Here is a 15,319-nt window from a genome sequence, read left to right on the forward strand (position 1 = left end):
GAAATTTCGAGTTTGATTATTCCAAACCGCCTCCTATCTTATATACATAAAGCAGAGAGGCAAAAAGAAAACGAGAGCTTTCCGTGTCCGGCATTACCATTCTCCCCTCTCCCGATACTGAAAAAGGCCGGTCCTCCCCGCAGAAAGGGAGGCTCCGGCCTTCGTCCATCTAACCAAACTTAACTTATTTATCTGATAAAAAGCAGTTCGCGGTATTTAGGCAACGTCCACATCTGATCATCGACAATCAATTCCAGTTTGTCGATATGGTAACGTATCTGTTCCAACATCGGGGCAATCGTGTCGTGGTAGGCTATGGCCTTCTCACGCTCATCGGCAATCTTGTTGGCCACCTTGCGGGCATCGATCATCGAGTCGACATGCTCCTTGATGTAGCTGGTATGCTCGGCAATCTTGCGGATAATAGCCAGATTCTCGGCCGAGAGTTCTCGAGTCTCCTCTTCCGAGAAGAGTCCGCGCATCTTATACACGTTGTCAATCAACTTGGTCTGATACTCGGTAGCAACCGGTACAATGTGGTTCATCACCAGGTCGCCCAATACACGAGCCTCGATCTGAATCTTCTTCGTGTAGGTCTCCCACTTCACTTCGTTACGAGCCTCGAGCTCCTTGCGGGTCATTACTCCGGTCGACTCAAACATCTTGATGCTCGACATCGAGAGGTAGTTGTCGAAGATTAGTGGAACACTCGTCTCGCAATCGAGCCCACGACGTTCGGCCTCGGCCTTCCACTCATCGCTGTAACCGTTGCCGTCGAAGCGGATAGGTTTGCTCAGTTTGATATACTTACGCAACACTTGAATGATAGCCGGAATCTTCTCCTCGCCTTTTCCAATCAGTTCGTCTACCTCGTTTTTGAAGATGACGAGCTGCTCGGCCACGGCGGAGTTCAACGCTATCATAGCGCTGGCGCAGTTGGCCTCGGAACCTACGGCACGGAATTCGAAGCGGTTGCCGGTGAAGGCAAAGGGCGACGTACGGTTACGGTCGGTGTTATCGATAAGCAATTCGGGGATTTGCGGAATATCGAGTTTCATACCATGTTTGCCCGAGAGCACTACCAAATCGTCGGCGGAACTCTCTTCCATGTGGTCGAGTACCCGACTCAACTGCGTGCCAAGGAACGACGAGATAATGGCGGGCGGTGCCTCGTTCGCACCCAGACGATGGGCGTTGGTGGCACTCATGATCGAGGCCTTCAGCAAACCGTTGTGACGATAAACCGCCATCAGCGTGTTCACCACGAAGGTGATGAAGCGCAGGTTCTCTTCAGGCGTTTTGCCTGGCGACATCAGCAGGATGCCCGTATCGGTACCCAGCGACCAGTTGTTGTGCTTGCCCGAACCGTTGACACCCTTGAAAGGTTTCTCGTGCAGCAGCACTCTGAAGCCGTGCGTGCGGGCTACCTTACGCATGAGCGACATCACCAGCATGTTGTGGTCGACGGCCAGATTGCACTCCTCGAAGATAGGAGCCAGCTCGAACTGGTTGGGAGCTACCTCGTTGTGACGGGTCTTAACCGGGATACCCAGCTCCAGAGCCTGTATCTCGAGGTCTTTCATAAAGGCGGCTACCCGCGTAGGAATGGCACCGAAGTAGTGATCCTCGAGCTGCTGGTTTTTCGAAGCCTCGTGTCCCATCAGCGTGCGACCGGTCAAGAGCAAGTCGGGACGGGCAGCATACAGACCCTCGTCGACCAGGAAATACTCCTGTTCCCAACCCAGGTAGGCCATCACCTTCTTCACGTCGGGATTGAAATAGTGACATACATCGACCGCAGCCTTGTCGACAGCGCGCAACGCCTTGAGCAACGGGGCCTTGTAATCGAGCGATTCGCCCGTATAGGCTATAAATACAGTGGGGATACAGAGGGTATCGTCTACCACAAAGACGGGCGACGAGGGATCCCAGGCGCTGTAACCGCGGGCTTCGAACGTGTTGCGGATACCGCCGTTGGGGAACGACGAGGCGTCGGGCTCCTGCTGCACGAGCAACTTGCCCGAAAATTCTTCCATCATACCCCCTTTGCCGTCATGTTCGACAAAGGCATCGTGTTTCTCTGCCGTGCCTTCGGTCAAAGGCTGGAACCAGTGGGTATAGTGGGTTGCACCCAGTTCCATCGCCCACTTTTTCATTCCGCGTGCTACCTCGTCGGCCATATCGCGGTCGAGGGTAGCACCGTGGTCTATCACATCGACCAAGCGGTTGTAGATCGATGTAGGCAGATACTTGAACATCTTCTCCCGATTGAACACATACTTGGCGAAATAGTCGCTCGGGCGTTCGTTGGGTACCGATACCTCTACCGGTTTTGCCTGAAAGGCTTTCTCTACTACTCTAAATCTCAACGTTGACATACTGTCTTAAATTTTATGGTTGGTTATTTATATAGCTTTCGTTTTAGATTCTCCGGTTTTTACTTTTTCCCGTAGGCCTCTTCGTGCACACCGGTCACGGCCCGGCCACTCGGCTCATTCATGTGGGCAAACGAGGCATCCCAGGCCAGGGCTTCGGCCGTAGAGCAGGCTACGCTGGGTACACTGGGCACACTGCGGGCTGCACTTTCGCTGGGGAAATACTCCTCGAAAATCGAGCGGTAGTAATACTCCTCCTTGTTTTGCGGCGGATTGATGGGGAAACGCTCGGCGGCGTGCTGCATCTGCTCGTCGCTCACGGCCTGTGCGGTGACGGCCTTCAGGGTATCGATCCAACTGTACCCCACCCCGTCGCTGAACTGCTCCTTCTGTCGCCAGGCCACCGTGTCGGGCAGCATGTCGGCAAAGGCTTCGCGCACGATGCGCTTCTCGATGGTCTTGCCGGGGCACATCTTGGCCTGCGGATTGAGCCGCATGGCCACGTCGAGGAACTCCTTGTCGAGGAACGGTACACGTCCCTCCACCCCCCAGGCCGAGAGGGCCTTGTTGGCCCGCAGGCAGTCATAGAGGTAGAGCTTCGACAGCTTCCGCACGGTCTCCTCGTGGAACGCCCGCGCATCGGGTGCCTTGTGGAAGTAGAGGTAACCGCCGAATACCTCGTCGGCCCCCTCGCCGCTCAGCACCATCTTGATACCCATGCTCTTGATGACCCGAGCCAGCAGATACATGGGCGTAGAGGCGCGCACGGTAGTGACGTCGTAGGTCTCGATGTAATAGATGACGTCGCGCACGGCGTCGAGCCCCTCCTGTATGGTGTAGTTTATCTCGTGATGTACGGTGCCTATATAGTCGGCCACCTCGCGAGCCTTGGCCAGGTCGGGAGCTCCGCGCAACCCGATGGCAAAGGAGTGGAGCTGGGGCCACCAGGCCTCCTTCTGTCCGTCGGTTTCGACCCGTCGAGCAGCGAATCGCTTGGCTATGGCCGAGATTACCGAACTGTCGAGCCCGCCCGAGAGCAACACCCCGTAGGGCACGTCGCTCATCAGTTGCCGACGCACGGCTTCCTCGAGCGCTTCGCGCAACTCGAATATCGAGGCGGGATTGTCCTTGACGGCATCGTAGCGGGTCCATTCGCGTTTGTACCAACGGACCATCTTCCCCTCGCGGCTCGAATAGTAGTGGCCGGGCAGGAAGGGTTCGTAGCGCTCGCAGAAACCCTCGAGCGCCTTCAGTTCGCTGGCACAATAGAGGGTGCCGTCGCTGTCGTATCCGATATACAACGGAATGACACCTATGGGGTCGCGGGCGATGAGAAACTCGTCGCGCTCTTCGTCGTAAAGGGCAAAGGCAAAAATGCCGTTCAACTCCTCCAGAAAGTCGATACCCTTGTCGCGGTAGAGTGCCAGTATCACCTCGCAGTCGCTACCCGTCTGAAACTCGTATTGACCCGCATACCGTTGCCGGATTTCGCGGTGGTTGTAAATCTCGCCATTGACGGCAAGCACCTGCTTGCGGTCGGGCGAGTAGAGGGGCTGGCCTCCGCTCTGAGGGTCGACAATCGAGAGTCGCTCGTGGGCCAGGATGGCCGAGCTTCCGCAATAGATGCCGCTCCAGTCGGGGCCCCGGTGACGAATCTTCTTGGCCATGGCCAAGGCTTTCTTACGCCACTCGGGCGATTGGCTCTTAATATTGAATATGGCTGCTATTCCACACATGACAAGGGTTGTTTTATGCTGTTCTATACTCCTGTTTCTATCGTTGGCCGGTAGTGCAATACCGGTCTATCTCCTGCGCGGCACGATGTCCCGAGGCGATACATTTGACCACCAGACTGGCACCCGAGGCGGCATCGCCGGCCACGAATACATTCTCCGGCAGGTCGGGCAACTGAGGCTTGAGGAATCCCATCGCCAGCAACACCAGGTCGGCCTTCAAAATCTCTTTCCGACCCGTGGGCCGCATCTGCGGGCGACCGCCGTCGGGAGCCGGCAACCAGTCGACCTCCTCGACCTCGACGCCGCACACCCGCCCGTTCTCACCGATAAAGCGGGTGGACGAGAGGCTCCAGCGACGTACGCATCCCTCCTCGTGGCTGCTGCTGGTCTTCAGCACAACAGGCCACTGGGGCCAGGGTGTCGCGGGGTTGTATCCTACGGGCGGCTTCGGCATGATTTCTATCTGGGTCACGCTGGCCGCACCCTGCCGGTTGCTCGTGCCTATGCAGTCGCTGCCCGTATCGCCGCCACCGATTACCAGTACATCCTTGCCGCGTGCCGTGATGCGCTCTTCGTCGCTGAAGGTCTGGCCTGCCAACACCCGGTTTTGCTGGGCCAGCATCTCCATGGCAAAATGGATGCCGGCCAAATCGCGCCCCGGAATATTGAGGTCGCGGGCCTGGGGCGTACCCGTGCAGAGACAGTAGGCGTCGAAACCCTCGGGCAGATGGTCGAGCTCGACGGCATGGTTCACCTCGAAGGTGATGCCCTCGGCCTCCATCACCCGCACCCGACGGTCGATGATGGGCTTGTGCAGTTTGAAGTTGGGAATACCGAAACGCAACAGACCGCCCACATACTCCAGCTTCTCGAATACGGTCACGTCGTAGCCCAGCCGGTTGAGCCGATTGGCCACCGAGAGCCCGGCCGGGCCCGACCCGATGACAGCCACACGCCTGCCGTTACGCTTGTAGTGGTGAGGCTTGACGAGCCCCTCGCGGAAGGCGGCCTCGATGATGGCAGCCTCGTTTTCGCGAATGGTCACCGGCGCCTCCATGCTCAGGTTGAGCACACAGCTCTTCTCGCACAGCGCCGGACAGATGCGCCCCGTAAACTCGGGGAAATCGTTGGTCTGGGTGAGCAGCCTGTAGGCCTCGTCCCATCGGCCCCGATAGAGGGCATCTTGAAATTCGGGCGGGCGGTTGCCCAGCGGGCAGGCCCAGTGGCAGAAAGGCACCCCGCAATCCATGCAACGCGAAGCCTGCAGCTTGCGTTCGCTGGTGTTGAGGGTCTGCTCCACCTCGCCGTAGTCCGAAATACGGTCGTGTACGGGGCGATATCCGGCCTCCTGCCGGGGTATGGTTAAGAATGCTTTCGGGTTTCCCATAATGCTTTATATCTTGCTATATCTAATCGTTCGTTTTTTTCGATAGGGTTAATAATCTCTCTGTACTTCGGCAATCTTCTCCTGGAGCTTGCGCATCTGCTCTTCGGCCAGAACCTTCTTGAACTCGATGGGGGTTACCTGGATAAACTCGTCGACATAGCGGTTCCAGTTGTCGAGCATCGTGCGGGCCAGCGACGAGCTGGTGTAGAAGTAGTGCTGGCGGATGAGCTCGTGCAGCTCCTTGCGGGCAGCCGCGTCTTCCAGAAGCGAGAGCTCGACCATATCCATGTTGCAGAAGTAGTCGAACTTGCGGTTCTTGTCCCACACGTAGGCCACGCCGCCGCTCATACCGGCAGCGAAGTTGCGGCCCGTCTCGCCCAGAACGACTACCCGACCGCCGGTCATGTACTCGCAGCAGTGGTCGCCCACCCCTTCGACTACGGCAATGGCACCCGAGTTGCGCACGGCAAAACGCTCACCGGCCCGGCCGTTGATGTAGACCTCGCCCGAGGTGGCTCCATAGAGCAGCGTGTTGCCGGCTATCGTATTGTCTTCGGCAGCAAAGGTGCTGCGCACCGGCGGGTGTACCGCAATGCGGCCGCCGCTCAACCCCTTGCCCAGATAGTCGTTGGCCTCGCCCTCGAGCCGGAAGTTGATACCCCGGGTGAGGAAGGCTCCGAAACTCTGTCCGGCCGAACCTCTGAACTTGACCTGAATCGTATCGTCGGGCAAACCGGCCTCGCCATACCGCGAGGCAATGGCCCCCGAGAGCATGGCACCTACCGAACGGTCGGTATTGCCGATGGTATATTCGAGCGAAACCTCGCGTCGGTTCTCGATGGCTTCGCGAGCGGCTGCAATCATGGTTACGTCGAGCACCCCGTCGATGTCGTGCTGTTGGGGCATGACCCGATGCAGGGCCGTACCGTTGTCGACCCGGTGCAACATGCGGCTGAAGTCGAGCAGCGAGGATTTGCTTCCCGGTTCGGCGGGAGCTATCTCAATCAGGTCGGTGCGACCCACGATGTCGTTCAACCGGGTGAAGCCCATCTCGGCCAGATACTCGCGCACCTCTTGGGCCAGGAACTGGAAGTAGTTGACCACGTACTGGTAGTGACCTCTGAAACGCTCGCGCAACTTGGGGTCTTGCGTGGCCACGCCCACCGGACAGGTATTGGCATGGCACTTGCGCATCATCACGCAACCCAGCACAATGAGGGCGGCGGTACCAAAGGCAAACTCTTCGGCCCCGAGCAACGCCATGCTGATGATGTCGCGCCCGGTTTTGAGCTGCCCGTCGGTCTGCAGGCGCACCTTGCCGCGAAGGCCGTTCAGCACCAGCGTCTGCTGCGTGTCGCTCAACCCGATTTCGGGTGGGATACCGGCGTAGCGCATCGACGAGGCGGGCGAAGCACCCGTGCCTCCCTCGGCTCCCGAGATGACAATCAGGTCGGCCTTGGCCTTGGCCACACCGGCAGCGATGGTGCCCACCCCGCTCTCGGCCACCAGCTTGACGCTGATTTGGGCCCGGGGATTGACATTCTTCAGGTCGAAGATGAGTTGGGCCAAATCTTCGATGGAGTAAATATCGTGATGGGGCGGCGGCGAAATGAGCGAAATGCCCGGTATCGAATGGCGGGTGCGGGCAATCACTTCGTCGACCTTGAAGCCCGGCAACTGCCCACCCTCGCCCGGCTTGGCGCCCTGTGCCACCTTAATCTGTATCTCTTCGGCATTGACCAGATATTCGGTAGTGACCCCGAAACGACCCGAAGCCACCTGCTTGGTCTTGCTGCAGAGCGAAATGCCGTCGTAGGTCTCGTGGAAGCGGACCGAATCTTCGCCACCCTCGCCCGTGTTGCTGCGGGTTCCCAGTTTGTTCATGGCCAAGGCAAGCGCCTCGTGGGCCTCCTTGCTGATGGCTCCGAACGAGATGGCCCCCGTCACGAAATGTTTTACGATCGACTCGACCGGCTCTACCTGGTCGATGGAAATCGGGTTGCGTTTGAAGCGGAAGAAGTCGCGCAGGAAGATGGGGCTCTCCTTGTGGTCTACCGCCTGGGTAAACTGTTTGAATTTATCGTAACTGCCCAACCGGGTAGCCAGTTGCAGCAGACTGATGGTCTCGGGATTCCAGGCATGTTTCTCGCCATCCTTGCGATAGGAGAACTGCCCGATGTAGGGCAAGGGCTCGTCCTCGTCGTCGAGCCGATAGCCGGCATCGTGGAATGCCTCGTAGTCACGGGCAATCTCATCGAGACGGATACCGCCCACCGACGAACAACGGGTACCGAACCAGCGGTTCAGCAGCTCTTCGCTCAACCCCACGGCCTCGAAAATCTTGGCACCGCGGTACGAACGTATGGTGCTGATACCCATCTTGCTCATGATTTTGTAGAGCCCCTTGCACACGGCCTTGATGTAGTTCTTCTCGGCCGTCTCGTAGTTCATCTGCACGTCGCCACGCTTTACCAGATCGTCGAGCACGGCAAAGACCATGTAGGGATTGATGGCGCTGGCACCGTAGCCCAGCAACAGGGCGGCGTGCATCACCTCGCGTATCTCGCCGCTCTCGACCACCAGAGCCGTCTGCACGCGCTTCTGCACCGAAATGAGGTGATGGTGCACGGCACTCACGGCCAGCAGGGCCGGTATGGCGGCGTGGTCGGCATCGATGTCGCGGTCGGTGAGGACGATGTAGTTTACCCCCTCGTCGACCGACTCCTCGGCCTTGCGGCAGAGGGCAACGAGCGCCTCTTCCAGTCCGGTTTTTCCCCGCCCGGCCTCGAAGAGCATGGGCAGTTTCACCGTCTTGAATCCCTTATAGCGGATGTTGCAAAGGATATCCAGTTGGGGGTTGTTGAGGATGGGATGCGGCAACCGCACCATCTTGCAGTGGCTCTCGTCGGGCAACAGAATGTTGTTGCCCACAGCGCCGATATACTCGGTGAGCGACATCACCAGCTCCTCGCGAATGGGGTCGATGGGCGGGTTGGTCACCTGGGCAAACTGCTGTCTGAAATAGTTGAAAAGCGATTGCGGACGTTCGGAGAGAACGGCCAGCGGCGTATCGTTACCCATCGAGGCGGTAGGCTCCGACCCGGTGGTACACATGGGCGTGATGGTGCGCTCCACATCCTCGCGGGTGAAGCCGAAGGCGCGCAACTTGCGTTCGTAATCGTCGACGGTATTCACCACCTTGCGGCCGCTCTTGAGGGTATCGAGCTCGATGCGGTTCTCGGCCAGCCACTGACGGTAAGGCCGGGCCGAGGCGAGTTGCTGCTTCAGCTCCTCGTCGTAATAGATGCGACCCTCCTGCGTATCGACCAGCAGAATTTTACCGGGTTGCAGGCGGCCCTTCTCGCGGATGGTCTCGGGGGCGAAGCTGATGACTCCCGCCTCGCTGGCCACCACCATCATGTCGTTACGGGTAATCAGGTAGCGGGCCGGGCGCAGACCGTTACGGTCGAGCATTCCGCCGGCATAGCGGCCGTCGCTGAAGAGCAGGGCGGCCGGGCCGTCCCACGGCTCCATCAAAATCGAATGGTATTCGTAGAAGGCCTTCAGGTCTTCGCTGATGGGGTTCTTGTCGTTGAACGACTCGGGCACGAGCATGGCCATGGCGTGCGGCAGGCTCAACCCCGACTGCACGAAAAACTCGAGCACGTTGTCGAGCGACGCACTGTCGCTCATGTCGGGTTGCAGAATGGGACGGATGTCCTTTACCGGTCCCAACAACGGTGTGGAGAGCACACTCTCGCGGGCCTCCATCCAACCCCGGTTGCCACGGATGGTATTGATTTCGCCGTTGTGCGCCAACAGCCGGAAGGGCTGGGCCAACCCCCAAGTGGGGAAGGTGTTGGTGCTGAAACGGGAGTGGACAATGGCCAGACCGCTGGTGAAATAGGGCTGCGTGAGGTCGCAGAAGTATTCGCGCACCTGCACCGACGACAGCATGCCTTTATAGATGATGGTCTTGCTCGAAAGCGAGACGATGTAAAAATCCTTGTGCGAAACCCGACGCTCTATCTTTTTACGAATGAGGTAGAGCTTGCGCTCCAGGTCGTCGGCCTCGCCGGTGATAAAAATCTGCTTGATGTCGGGCTCGGTCTCGGCGGCGCTCTTTCCCAGAATCGACGAATTGACCGGCACCGAACGCACGTGCATGAGCGAGAGCTTCTCGCGCTCGATCTCCTCGGCCATGATGTCGAGTATCTCGGTCTGATCCTTCAGGCTCTTGGGCAGAAACACCAGCCCCGTGCCATATTTTCCCTTCTCGGGGACCGGGATACCTTGCAACAAAATGAACTCGTGCGGAATCTGCAACAGGATACCGGCACCGTCGCCGGTCTTGTTGTCGGCTCCCTCGGCTCCCCGGTGCTTCATGTTCTCGAGCACCTTCAGGGCCGAATCGACCAACTCGTGCGACTTGTTGCCGTGGATGTTGACAATCATACCTACTCCGCACGCATCGTGTTCGTTAGCCGGGTCATACAGACCGGCCAATCCCCTCTGTGCTGCTTTCTCCTTTATCTCTTTACCTTTGACAAATGTAGTACCCTTCATCGGTTTACAGTTTCTTTTTATTTCGTCTTTCAAAATAAGCATTTCAATTTGCTTGCAAAAATAAATAACAGCTTTCAAAAACACAAACATATTGTAGATTTATTTGCAAAATAATCTATTTACAGTAAAACCTCTTACTTTTTACTACACTATATAATAGCAAGATATAGAGCTCTTAATTTTTATTAAAACCCTGGGGTATATCCCTCGGGAAAAAAATAATAGCTAACTTTGTGGTGTAACAAAGGGGTGCCTAAAAGCGGCTGAGATCATACCCTATGAACCTGATACGGATAATGCCGGCGCAGGAATTGTTCATAGTCCTATCTGTTTCGATACGGTTTTAAGCTACCCCCGAAGATAAAGCGAACCGTATGAAGACTTATCCCGTCGTATTGACCATAGCCGGCTCGGACAGCAGCGGAGGAGCCGGGATACAAGCCGACCTGAAGACCATGTCGGCCATCGGTGTGTTCGGCACCTCGGCCATCACCGCCATCACGGCGCAAAACACCTGCGAAGTGCGGGCCATCCAGGGCATCGACCCTTCCATCGTGCGCCAGCAAATCGAGGCGGTGCTCGACGACCTGCCCTGCCGCACGGTGAAGTTGGGCATGCTCTACGCCCGTCCCACCATCGAAGCCATTGCCGACTGTCTGGCGCACTATCCCCTCGACCACATCGTGCTCGACCCGGTAATGGTATCGACCTCGGGCTGCCGGCTCATCGAAGAGGAGGCCATCGAGGCGGTCAAATCGCTGCTGTTGCCCCGGGCTACACTCGTCACCCCCAACATTCCCGAGACCGAAATTCTGAGCGGCCTGCCCGTCACCAACGAGCGGGATATGGAGCTGGCGGCCCAACGGCTCTTCCGCATCGGATGCCGGGCCGTACTCATCAAGGGAGGGCATCTGGAGGGGGCCGAGTCGTACGACCTGCTCTTCACCCCGCATGCCGACCCGGTGCGCTACACCTCGCCGCGGGTTGCCACGCGCAACACCCACGGCACGGGCTGCACCTTCTCGTCGGCCATTGCCTCGTACCTGGCCCTGGGCCGCACGCTGCCCAACGCCGTTGCCGCCGCCAAGCACTACCTGACCCAGGCTCTGCAAGCCGGGGCCGACGTGACAATAGGCCACGGCCACGGTGCCGTAAACCATCTGTTCGCCCCCTGTGTTTTAACCTCACGGGACAACGAAGCACTGAACGAAAAAGAGAAACCCACTCATTGATACAATAATGAAAGTATATATCAACCAAAACGAAACCGAGGTACCCGAGGGCATCACCGTAAAAGAGTGGCTCGACCGGCAGCAGATTGCCGCCGAGGGTACCGCCATTGCCATCGACAACAAACTGGTACCCAAGAGCGAATGGAGCAACCGCACACTGGCCGACGGCGACAAGATTACCCTCATTCGCGCCACCTTCGGCGGATAACCGGCAAAACCGAACGTAACGCGATGAAATACATAGGTATCACACCCGAAGGTTTCTTGCCCGGCGAGGAGTGCTTGATAGCCGCTCTGCTCGACCACGGTCTGGACCGCCTGCACCTGCGCAAACCCGGGGCCTCGCGCCACGAGGTGGAGCAACTGTTGCGCACGATTCCCGACCGCTGCTACAGCCGCATCGTACTGCACGACCACTTCGAGCTGGCCGCAACGTACCGGCTGGCCGGGGTACACCTCAACCGTCGCAACCCCGAGCCGCCCGCACCGGCTGCAGACTACACCCCCGCCCTATCGCGCTCGTGCCACACCATCGCCGAGCTGGCCCACGGCGAAGGGTATGCCTATCAGTTCCTGAGCCCTCTCTTCGACAGCATCTCGAAGCAGGGATATACCGCGGGCTTCATCCCCGACGAGCTGACGGAGGCCGCCAGCCAAGGCATCATCGGCGAGCGGGTAATCGCCCTGGGCGGCATCACCCCCGAACGGATGGCTGCCGTGCGGGCCTGGCACTTCGGCGGAGTAGCCCTGCTGGGCTACTTGTGGCAGGACCCCACCCCCGAGGGAGTGGTGGCCCGACTGAAACGAATACGAACTGTTTAACACCATAGTCATGTTACAATTCATTACACACCAAACCCTGCGCTTCGGCATTGTCGAAGGCGCTGTCGCCGCCCTGAACGGAGGCTGCAAATGGATACAGCTGCGCATGAAAGAGGCTCCCCTCGAAGAGGTCGAGAAGACGGCCCGGCAACTGATTCCGCTCTGCAAGGAGCACGAGGCGATACTCGTTCTCGACGACTATCCTCAACTGGCGGCCGACCTCGACGTAGACGGCGTGCACCTGGGCAAACTCGACATGCCCGTATCGGAGGCCCGCCTGCTCATCGGCGAAAAGTACATCATCGGCGGTACGGCCAACACCTTCGACGACATCCAGAACCTCGTACGTCAGGATGCCGACTATGTGGGTCTCGGCCCCTTCCGCTACACCGAGACCAAAAAGAACCTGAGTCCCATACTCGGGCTCGAGGGCTATGCCCGCATCATGCAGCAGTGCCGCGACAACGGGCTGAAGATTCCCGTGGTGGCCATCGGCGGCATCACGGCCGACGACATTCCGGCCATTATGGAAACGGGTGTGGCCGGCATCGCCCTGTCGGGCACCATCCTGCAGGCCGAAGACCCCGAGGCCGAAACCCGAAAGATTATAGATTTACTCAACCAATATCGTAAAGCATGAAAAAATTAGTGATTGGAGGACGGGAATTCTCCTCCCGACTGTTTGTCGGAACCGGCAAATTCAGCTCGAACGAATTGATGGAAAAAGCCATCGAGGCTTCGGAATCCGAAATGATTACCGTTGCCATGAAACGTCTCAACATGACCCACGAAGCTACCGACGATATGCTCGCACACATCGACCGCACCAAGGTGCAGTTCCTGCCCAATACCTCGGGCGTGCGGAATGCCGAGGAGGCCGTGCTTGCCGCCCAGCTCTCCCGCGACTGCTTCGGGACCGACTTCATCAAACTCGAAATCCACCCCGACCCCAAATACCTCCTGCCCGACCCGGTAGAGACCCTGAAGGCTACCGAACAGCTGGCCAAGATGGGTTTCGTGGTGCTGCCCTACATTCAGGCCGACCCCGTGCTGTGCAAACGCCTCGAAGAGGCCGGTGCCGCTACGGTGATGCCGCTGGGGGCTCCCATCGGCACGAACAAGGGGTTGCGCACGCGTGACTTCCTGCAGATTATCATCGAGGAGAGCAACGTGCCCGTCATCGTCGATGCCGGTATCGGGGCTCCGTCGCATGCCGCCGAAGCCATGGAGCTGGGTGCCGACGCCGTACTGGTGAACACCGCCATTGCCGTGGCCGGTAATCCCGTAGAGATGGCCATCGCCTTCAAAGAGGCTGTTCGAGCCGGCCGCCGTGCCTACGAAGCCGGACTGGGTGCCCAATACCACTTTGCCCAGGCCAGCAGCCCGTTGACTTCATTCCTGGACTAACCGCTTCGAAACTTCACACATTTATGGATACACAAAAAATCATCAAAGACTCCTACCCCGGTTCCGAGAAGGTATATGTACCGGGTAAACTCTTTCCCATTCAAGTGGGCATGCGCAAGATCAACCTGACCGACACCGTGACCATCGAGAACGGGAAACGGGTACATACCCCCAACCCGCCGGTCTATGTGTATGACACCAGCGGTCCCTATACCGACCCGGCCGTAGAGGTAGACATCAACCGGGGCATCCCCCGCCTGCGCGAGTCGTGGATTCTCGACCGCGGCGACGTGGAGCGGCTCGACGACATCACCTCGCAATACGGGCGTGCCCGTCGCGACGACCCGTCGCTCGACCCGATACGGTTCAAAAACACACCGCTCCCCTACCGGGCCAAACCGGGACACGCCATCACGCAGATGTACTACGCCCGCCAGGGTATCGTCACTGCCGAGATGGAGTATGTGGCCATACGCGAGAATATGATGAACGAGCAACTGGGCATCAAGAGCCACATCACCCCCGAGTTCGTGCGCGACGAGGTGGCTGCCGGCCGTGCCATCATCCCGGCCAACATCAACCACCCCGAGGCCGAGCCGATGATTATCGGCCGCAACTTCCTGGTGAAACTCAATACCAACATCGGCAATTCGGCCCTCTCGTCGGGCATCGAAGAGGAGGTGGACAAGGCCGTATGGAGCTGCCACTGGGGCGGCGATACGCTCATGGACCTCTCGACCGGCGACCACATACACGAGACGCGCGAATGGATTATCCGCAACTGCCCCGTGCCCATGGGTACCGTCCCCATCTACCAGGCTCTCGAGAAGGTGAACGGCAAGGTCGAAGACCTCACCTGGGAGATTTACCGCGATACGCTCATCGAGCAGTGCGAGCAGGGTGTGGACTACTTCACCATTCACGCCGGAGTGCTCAAGGCACACGCCGACCTGGTGGGCGAACGGCTTACGGGTATCGTGTCGCGCGGCGGTTCGATCATGACCAAGTGGTGCGTTATCCACAACCAGGAGAGTTTCCTCTACACCCACTTCGACGAAATCTGCGAGATACTCAAGCAGTACGACGTGGCCATCTCGCTGGGCGACGGCATGCGGCCCGGCTCGATACACGACGCCAACGACCGCTCGCAGTTCCTCGAACTCGACGTGCTGGGCGAACTCACCGAGAAGGCCTGGGCACACGACGTGCAGGTGATTATCGAAGGTCCCGGCCATATTCCCATGCAGAAGATCAAGGAGAACATGGACCGCCAGTTGAGCAGTTGCCACGGAGCCCCCTTCTACACGCTGGGCCCGTTGACTACCGACATCGCCCCGGGTTACGACCACATCACCTCGGCCATCGGTGCCGCACAGATTGCCTGGCTGGGCACGGCCATGATTTGCTACGTCACCCCCAAGGAACATCTGGGACTGCCCGATCGCGAGGATGTGCGCAACGGTGTCATCGCCTACAAGATTGCGGCCCACGCCGCCGACCTGGCCAAGGGATTCCCCGGCGCCCAGGTGCGCGACGATGCCATGAGCAAGGCCCGCTACGAGTTCCGCTGGAAAGACCAGTTCAACCTGGCCCTCGACCCCGACCGGGCGCTCGAGTATTACAAGCAGGGCTCGTTCCACGACGGCAACTACTGCACCATGTGCGGCCCCAACTTCTGCGCCATGCGGCTGTCGCAAGACATCACCAACTGCATCGAGAAGGAGTAACCCGCCCGGTGTACCCGCGAGTGCCGGTGGCGCAGCGCCATCGGCCTCGCCACAAGAGAGAGAATAG

10 protein-coding genes and 1 riboswitch are annotated in these 15,319 nt (G+C 58.7%); of the genes, 6 read left to right on the forward strand and 4 right to left on the reverse strand.

Annotation, left to right across the window (positions count from 1 at the left end; genetic code table 11):
- Nucleotides 1-188: 188 nt before the first annotated feature.
- The 4 genes from NW211_RS05900 to gltB are packed head-to-tail and all read right to left on the reverse strand — an operon-like array spanning nucleotide 189 to nucleotide 10,064.
- A complete protein-coding gene (locus NW211_RS05900; protein WP_258327257.1) occupies nucleotides 189-2,378 on the reverse strand; it encodes a glutamine synthetase III in 2,190 nt (729 codons plus the stop codon).
- A 59-nt stretch (nucleotides 2,379-2,437) separates the two neighbouring features.
- Nucleotides 2,438-4,111, reverse strand: a complete 1,674-nt coding sequence (gene asnB / locus NW211_RS05905) for an asparagine synthase B (protein ID WP_258327258.1) — start codon at nucleotides 4,109-4,111, stop codon at nucleotides 2,438-2,440.
- 37 nt (nucleotides 4,112-4,148) lie between these two features.
- Nucleotides 4,149-5,498: a glutamate synthase subunit beta gene (locus NW211_RS05910; RefSeq protein WP_258327259.1), complete on the reverse strand. Its 1,350-nt coding sequence runs from the start codon at nucleotides 5,496-5,498 to the stop codon at nucleotides 4,149-4,151.
- A 48-nt stretch (nucleotides 5,499-5,546) separates the two neighbouring features.
- The gene (gltB, locus tag NW211_RS05915; RefSeq protein WP_258327260.1) at nucleotides 5,547-10,064 is read right to left on the reverse strand and encodes a glutamate synthase large subunit; all 4,518 of its coding nucleotides are present in this window, start codon (nucleotides 10,062-10,064) and stop codon (nucleotides 5,547-5,549) included.
- Between the two features lie 235 nt (nucleotides 10,065-10,299).
- Nucleotides 10,300-10,392, forward strand: a riboswitch (TPP riboswitch).
- A gap of 46 nt (nucleotides 10,393-10,438) precedes the next feature.
- On the opposite strand from gltB, the gene thiD reads away from it, so the two are divergent.
- Genes thiD through thiC form a run of 6 tightly spaced genes read left to right on the forward strand, consistent with a single transcriptional unit; the run spans nucleotide 10,439 to nucleotide 15,252 of the window.
- Entirely contained in the window at nucleotides 10,439-11,296 is an 858-nt protein-coding gene (gene thiD / locus NW211_RS05920) for a bifunctional hydroxymethylpyrimidine kinase/phosphomethylpyrimidine kinase (RefSeq protein ID WP_258327261.1), read from the forward strand.
- A 7-nt stretch (nucleotides 11,297-11,303) separates the two neighbouring features.
- Complete coding sequence (gene thiS, locus NW211_RS05925) at nucleotides 11,304-11,504, forward strand: sulfur carrier protein ThiS (RefSeq protein WP_087407553.1); 201 nt, start codon at nucleotides 11,304-11,306, stop codon at nucleotides 11,502-11,504.
- 23 nt (nucleotides 11,505-11,527) lie between these two features.
- Nucleotides 11,528-12,118, forward strand: a complete 591-nt coding sequence (locus NW211_RS05930) for a thiamine phosphate synthase (RefSeq protein WP_258327262.1) — start codon at nucleotides 11,528-11,530, stop codon at nucleotides 12,116-12,118.
- A gap of 4 nt (nucleotides 12,119-12,122) precedes the next feature.
- Nucleotides 12,123-12,758 (forward strand): thiamine phosphate synthase, encoded by a 636-nt coding sequence (locus NW211_RS05935; RefSeq protein WP_258327315.1) that lies wholly within the window; start codon nucleotides 12,123-12,125, stop codon nucleotides 12,756-12,758.
- On the forward strand, nucleotides 12,755-13,525 hold the full coding sequence (locus tag NW211_RS05940) for a thiazole synthase (RefSeq protein ID WP_087407556.1): 771 nt from the start codon (nucleotides 12,755-12,757) through the stop codon (nucleotides 13,523-13,525). Before NW211_RS05935 ends, NW211_RS05940 begins: the two co-directional genes overlap by 4 nt.
- Before the next feature lie 23 nt (nucleotides 13,526-13,548).
- Complete coding sequence (gene thiC / locus NW211_RS05945; RefSeq protein ID WP_258327263.1) at nucleotides 13,549-15,252, forward strand: phosphomethylpyrimidine synthase ThiC; 1,704 nt, start codon at nucleotides 13,549-13,551, stop codon at nucleotides 15,250-15,252.
- The last annotated feature ends 67 nt before the right edge of the window (nucleotides 15,253-15,319 follow it).

The sequence above is a fragment of the Barnesiella sp. ET7 genome, from assembly GCF_024733785.1.
Classification (GTDB): domain Bacteria; phylum Bacteroidota; class Bacteroidia; order Bacteroidales; family Barnesiellaceae; genus Barnesiella; species Barnesiella merdigallinarum.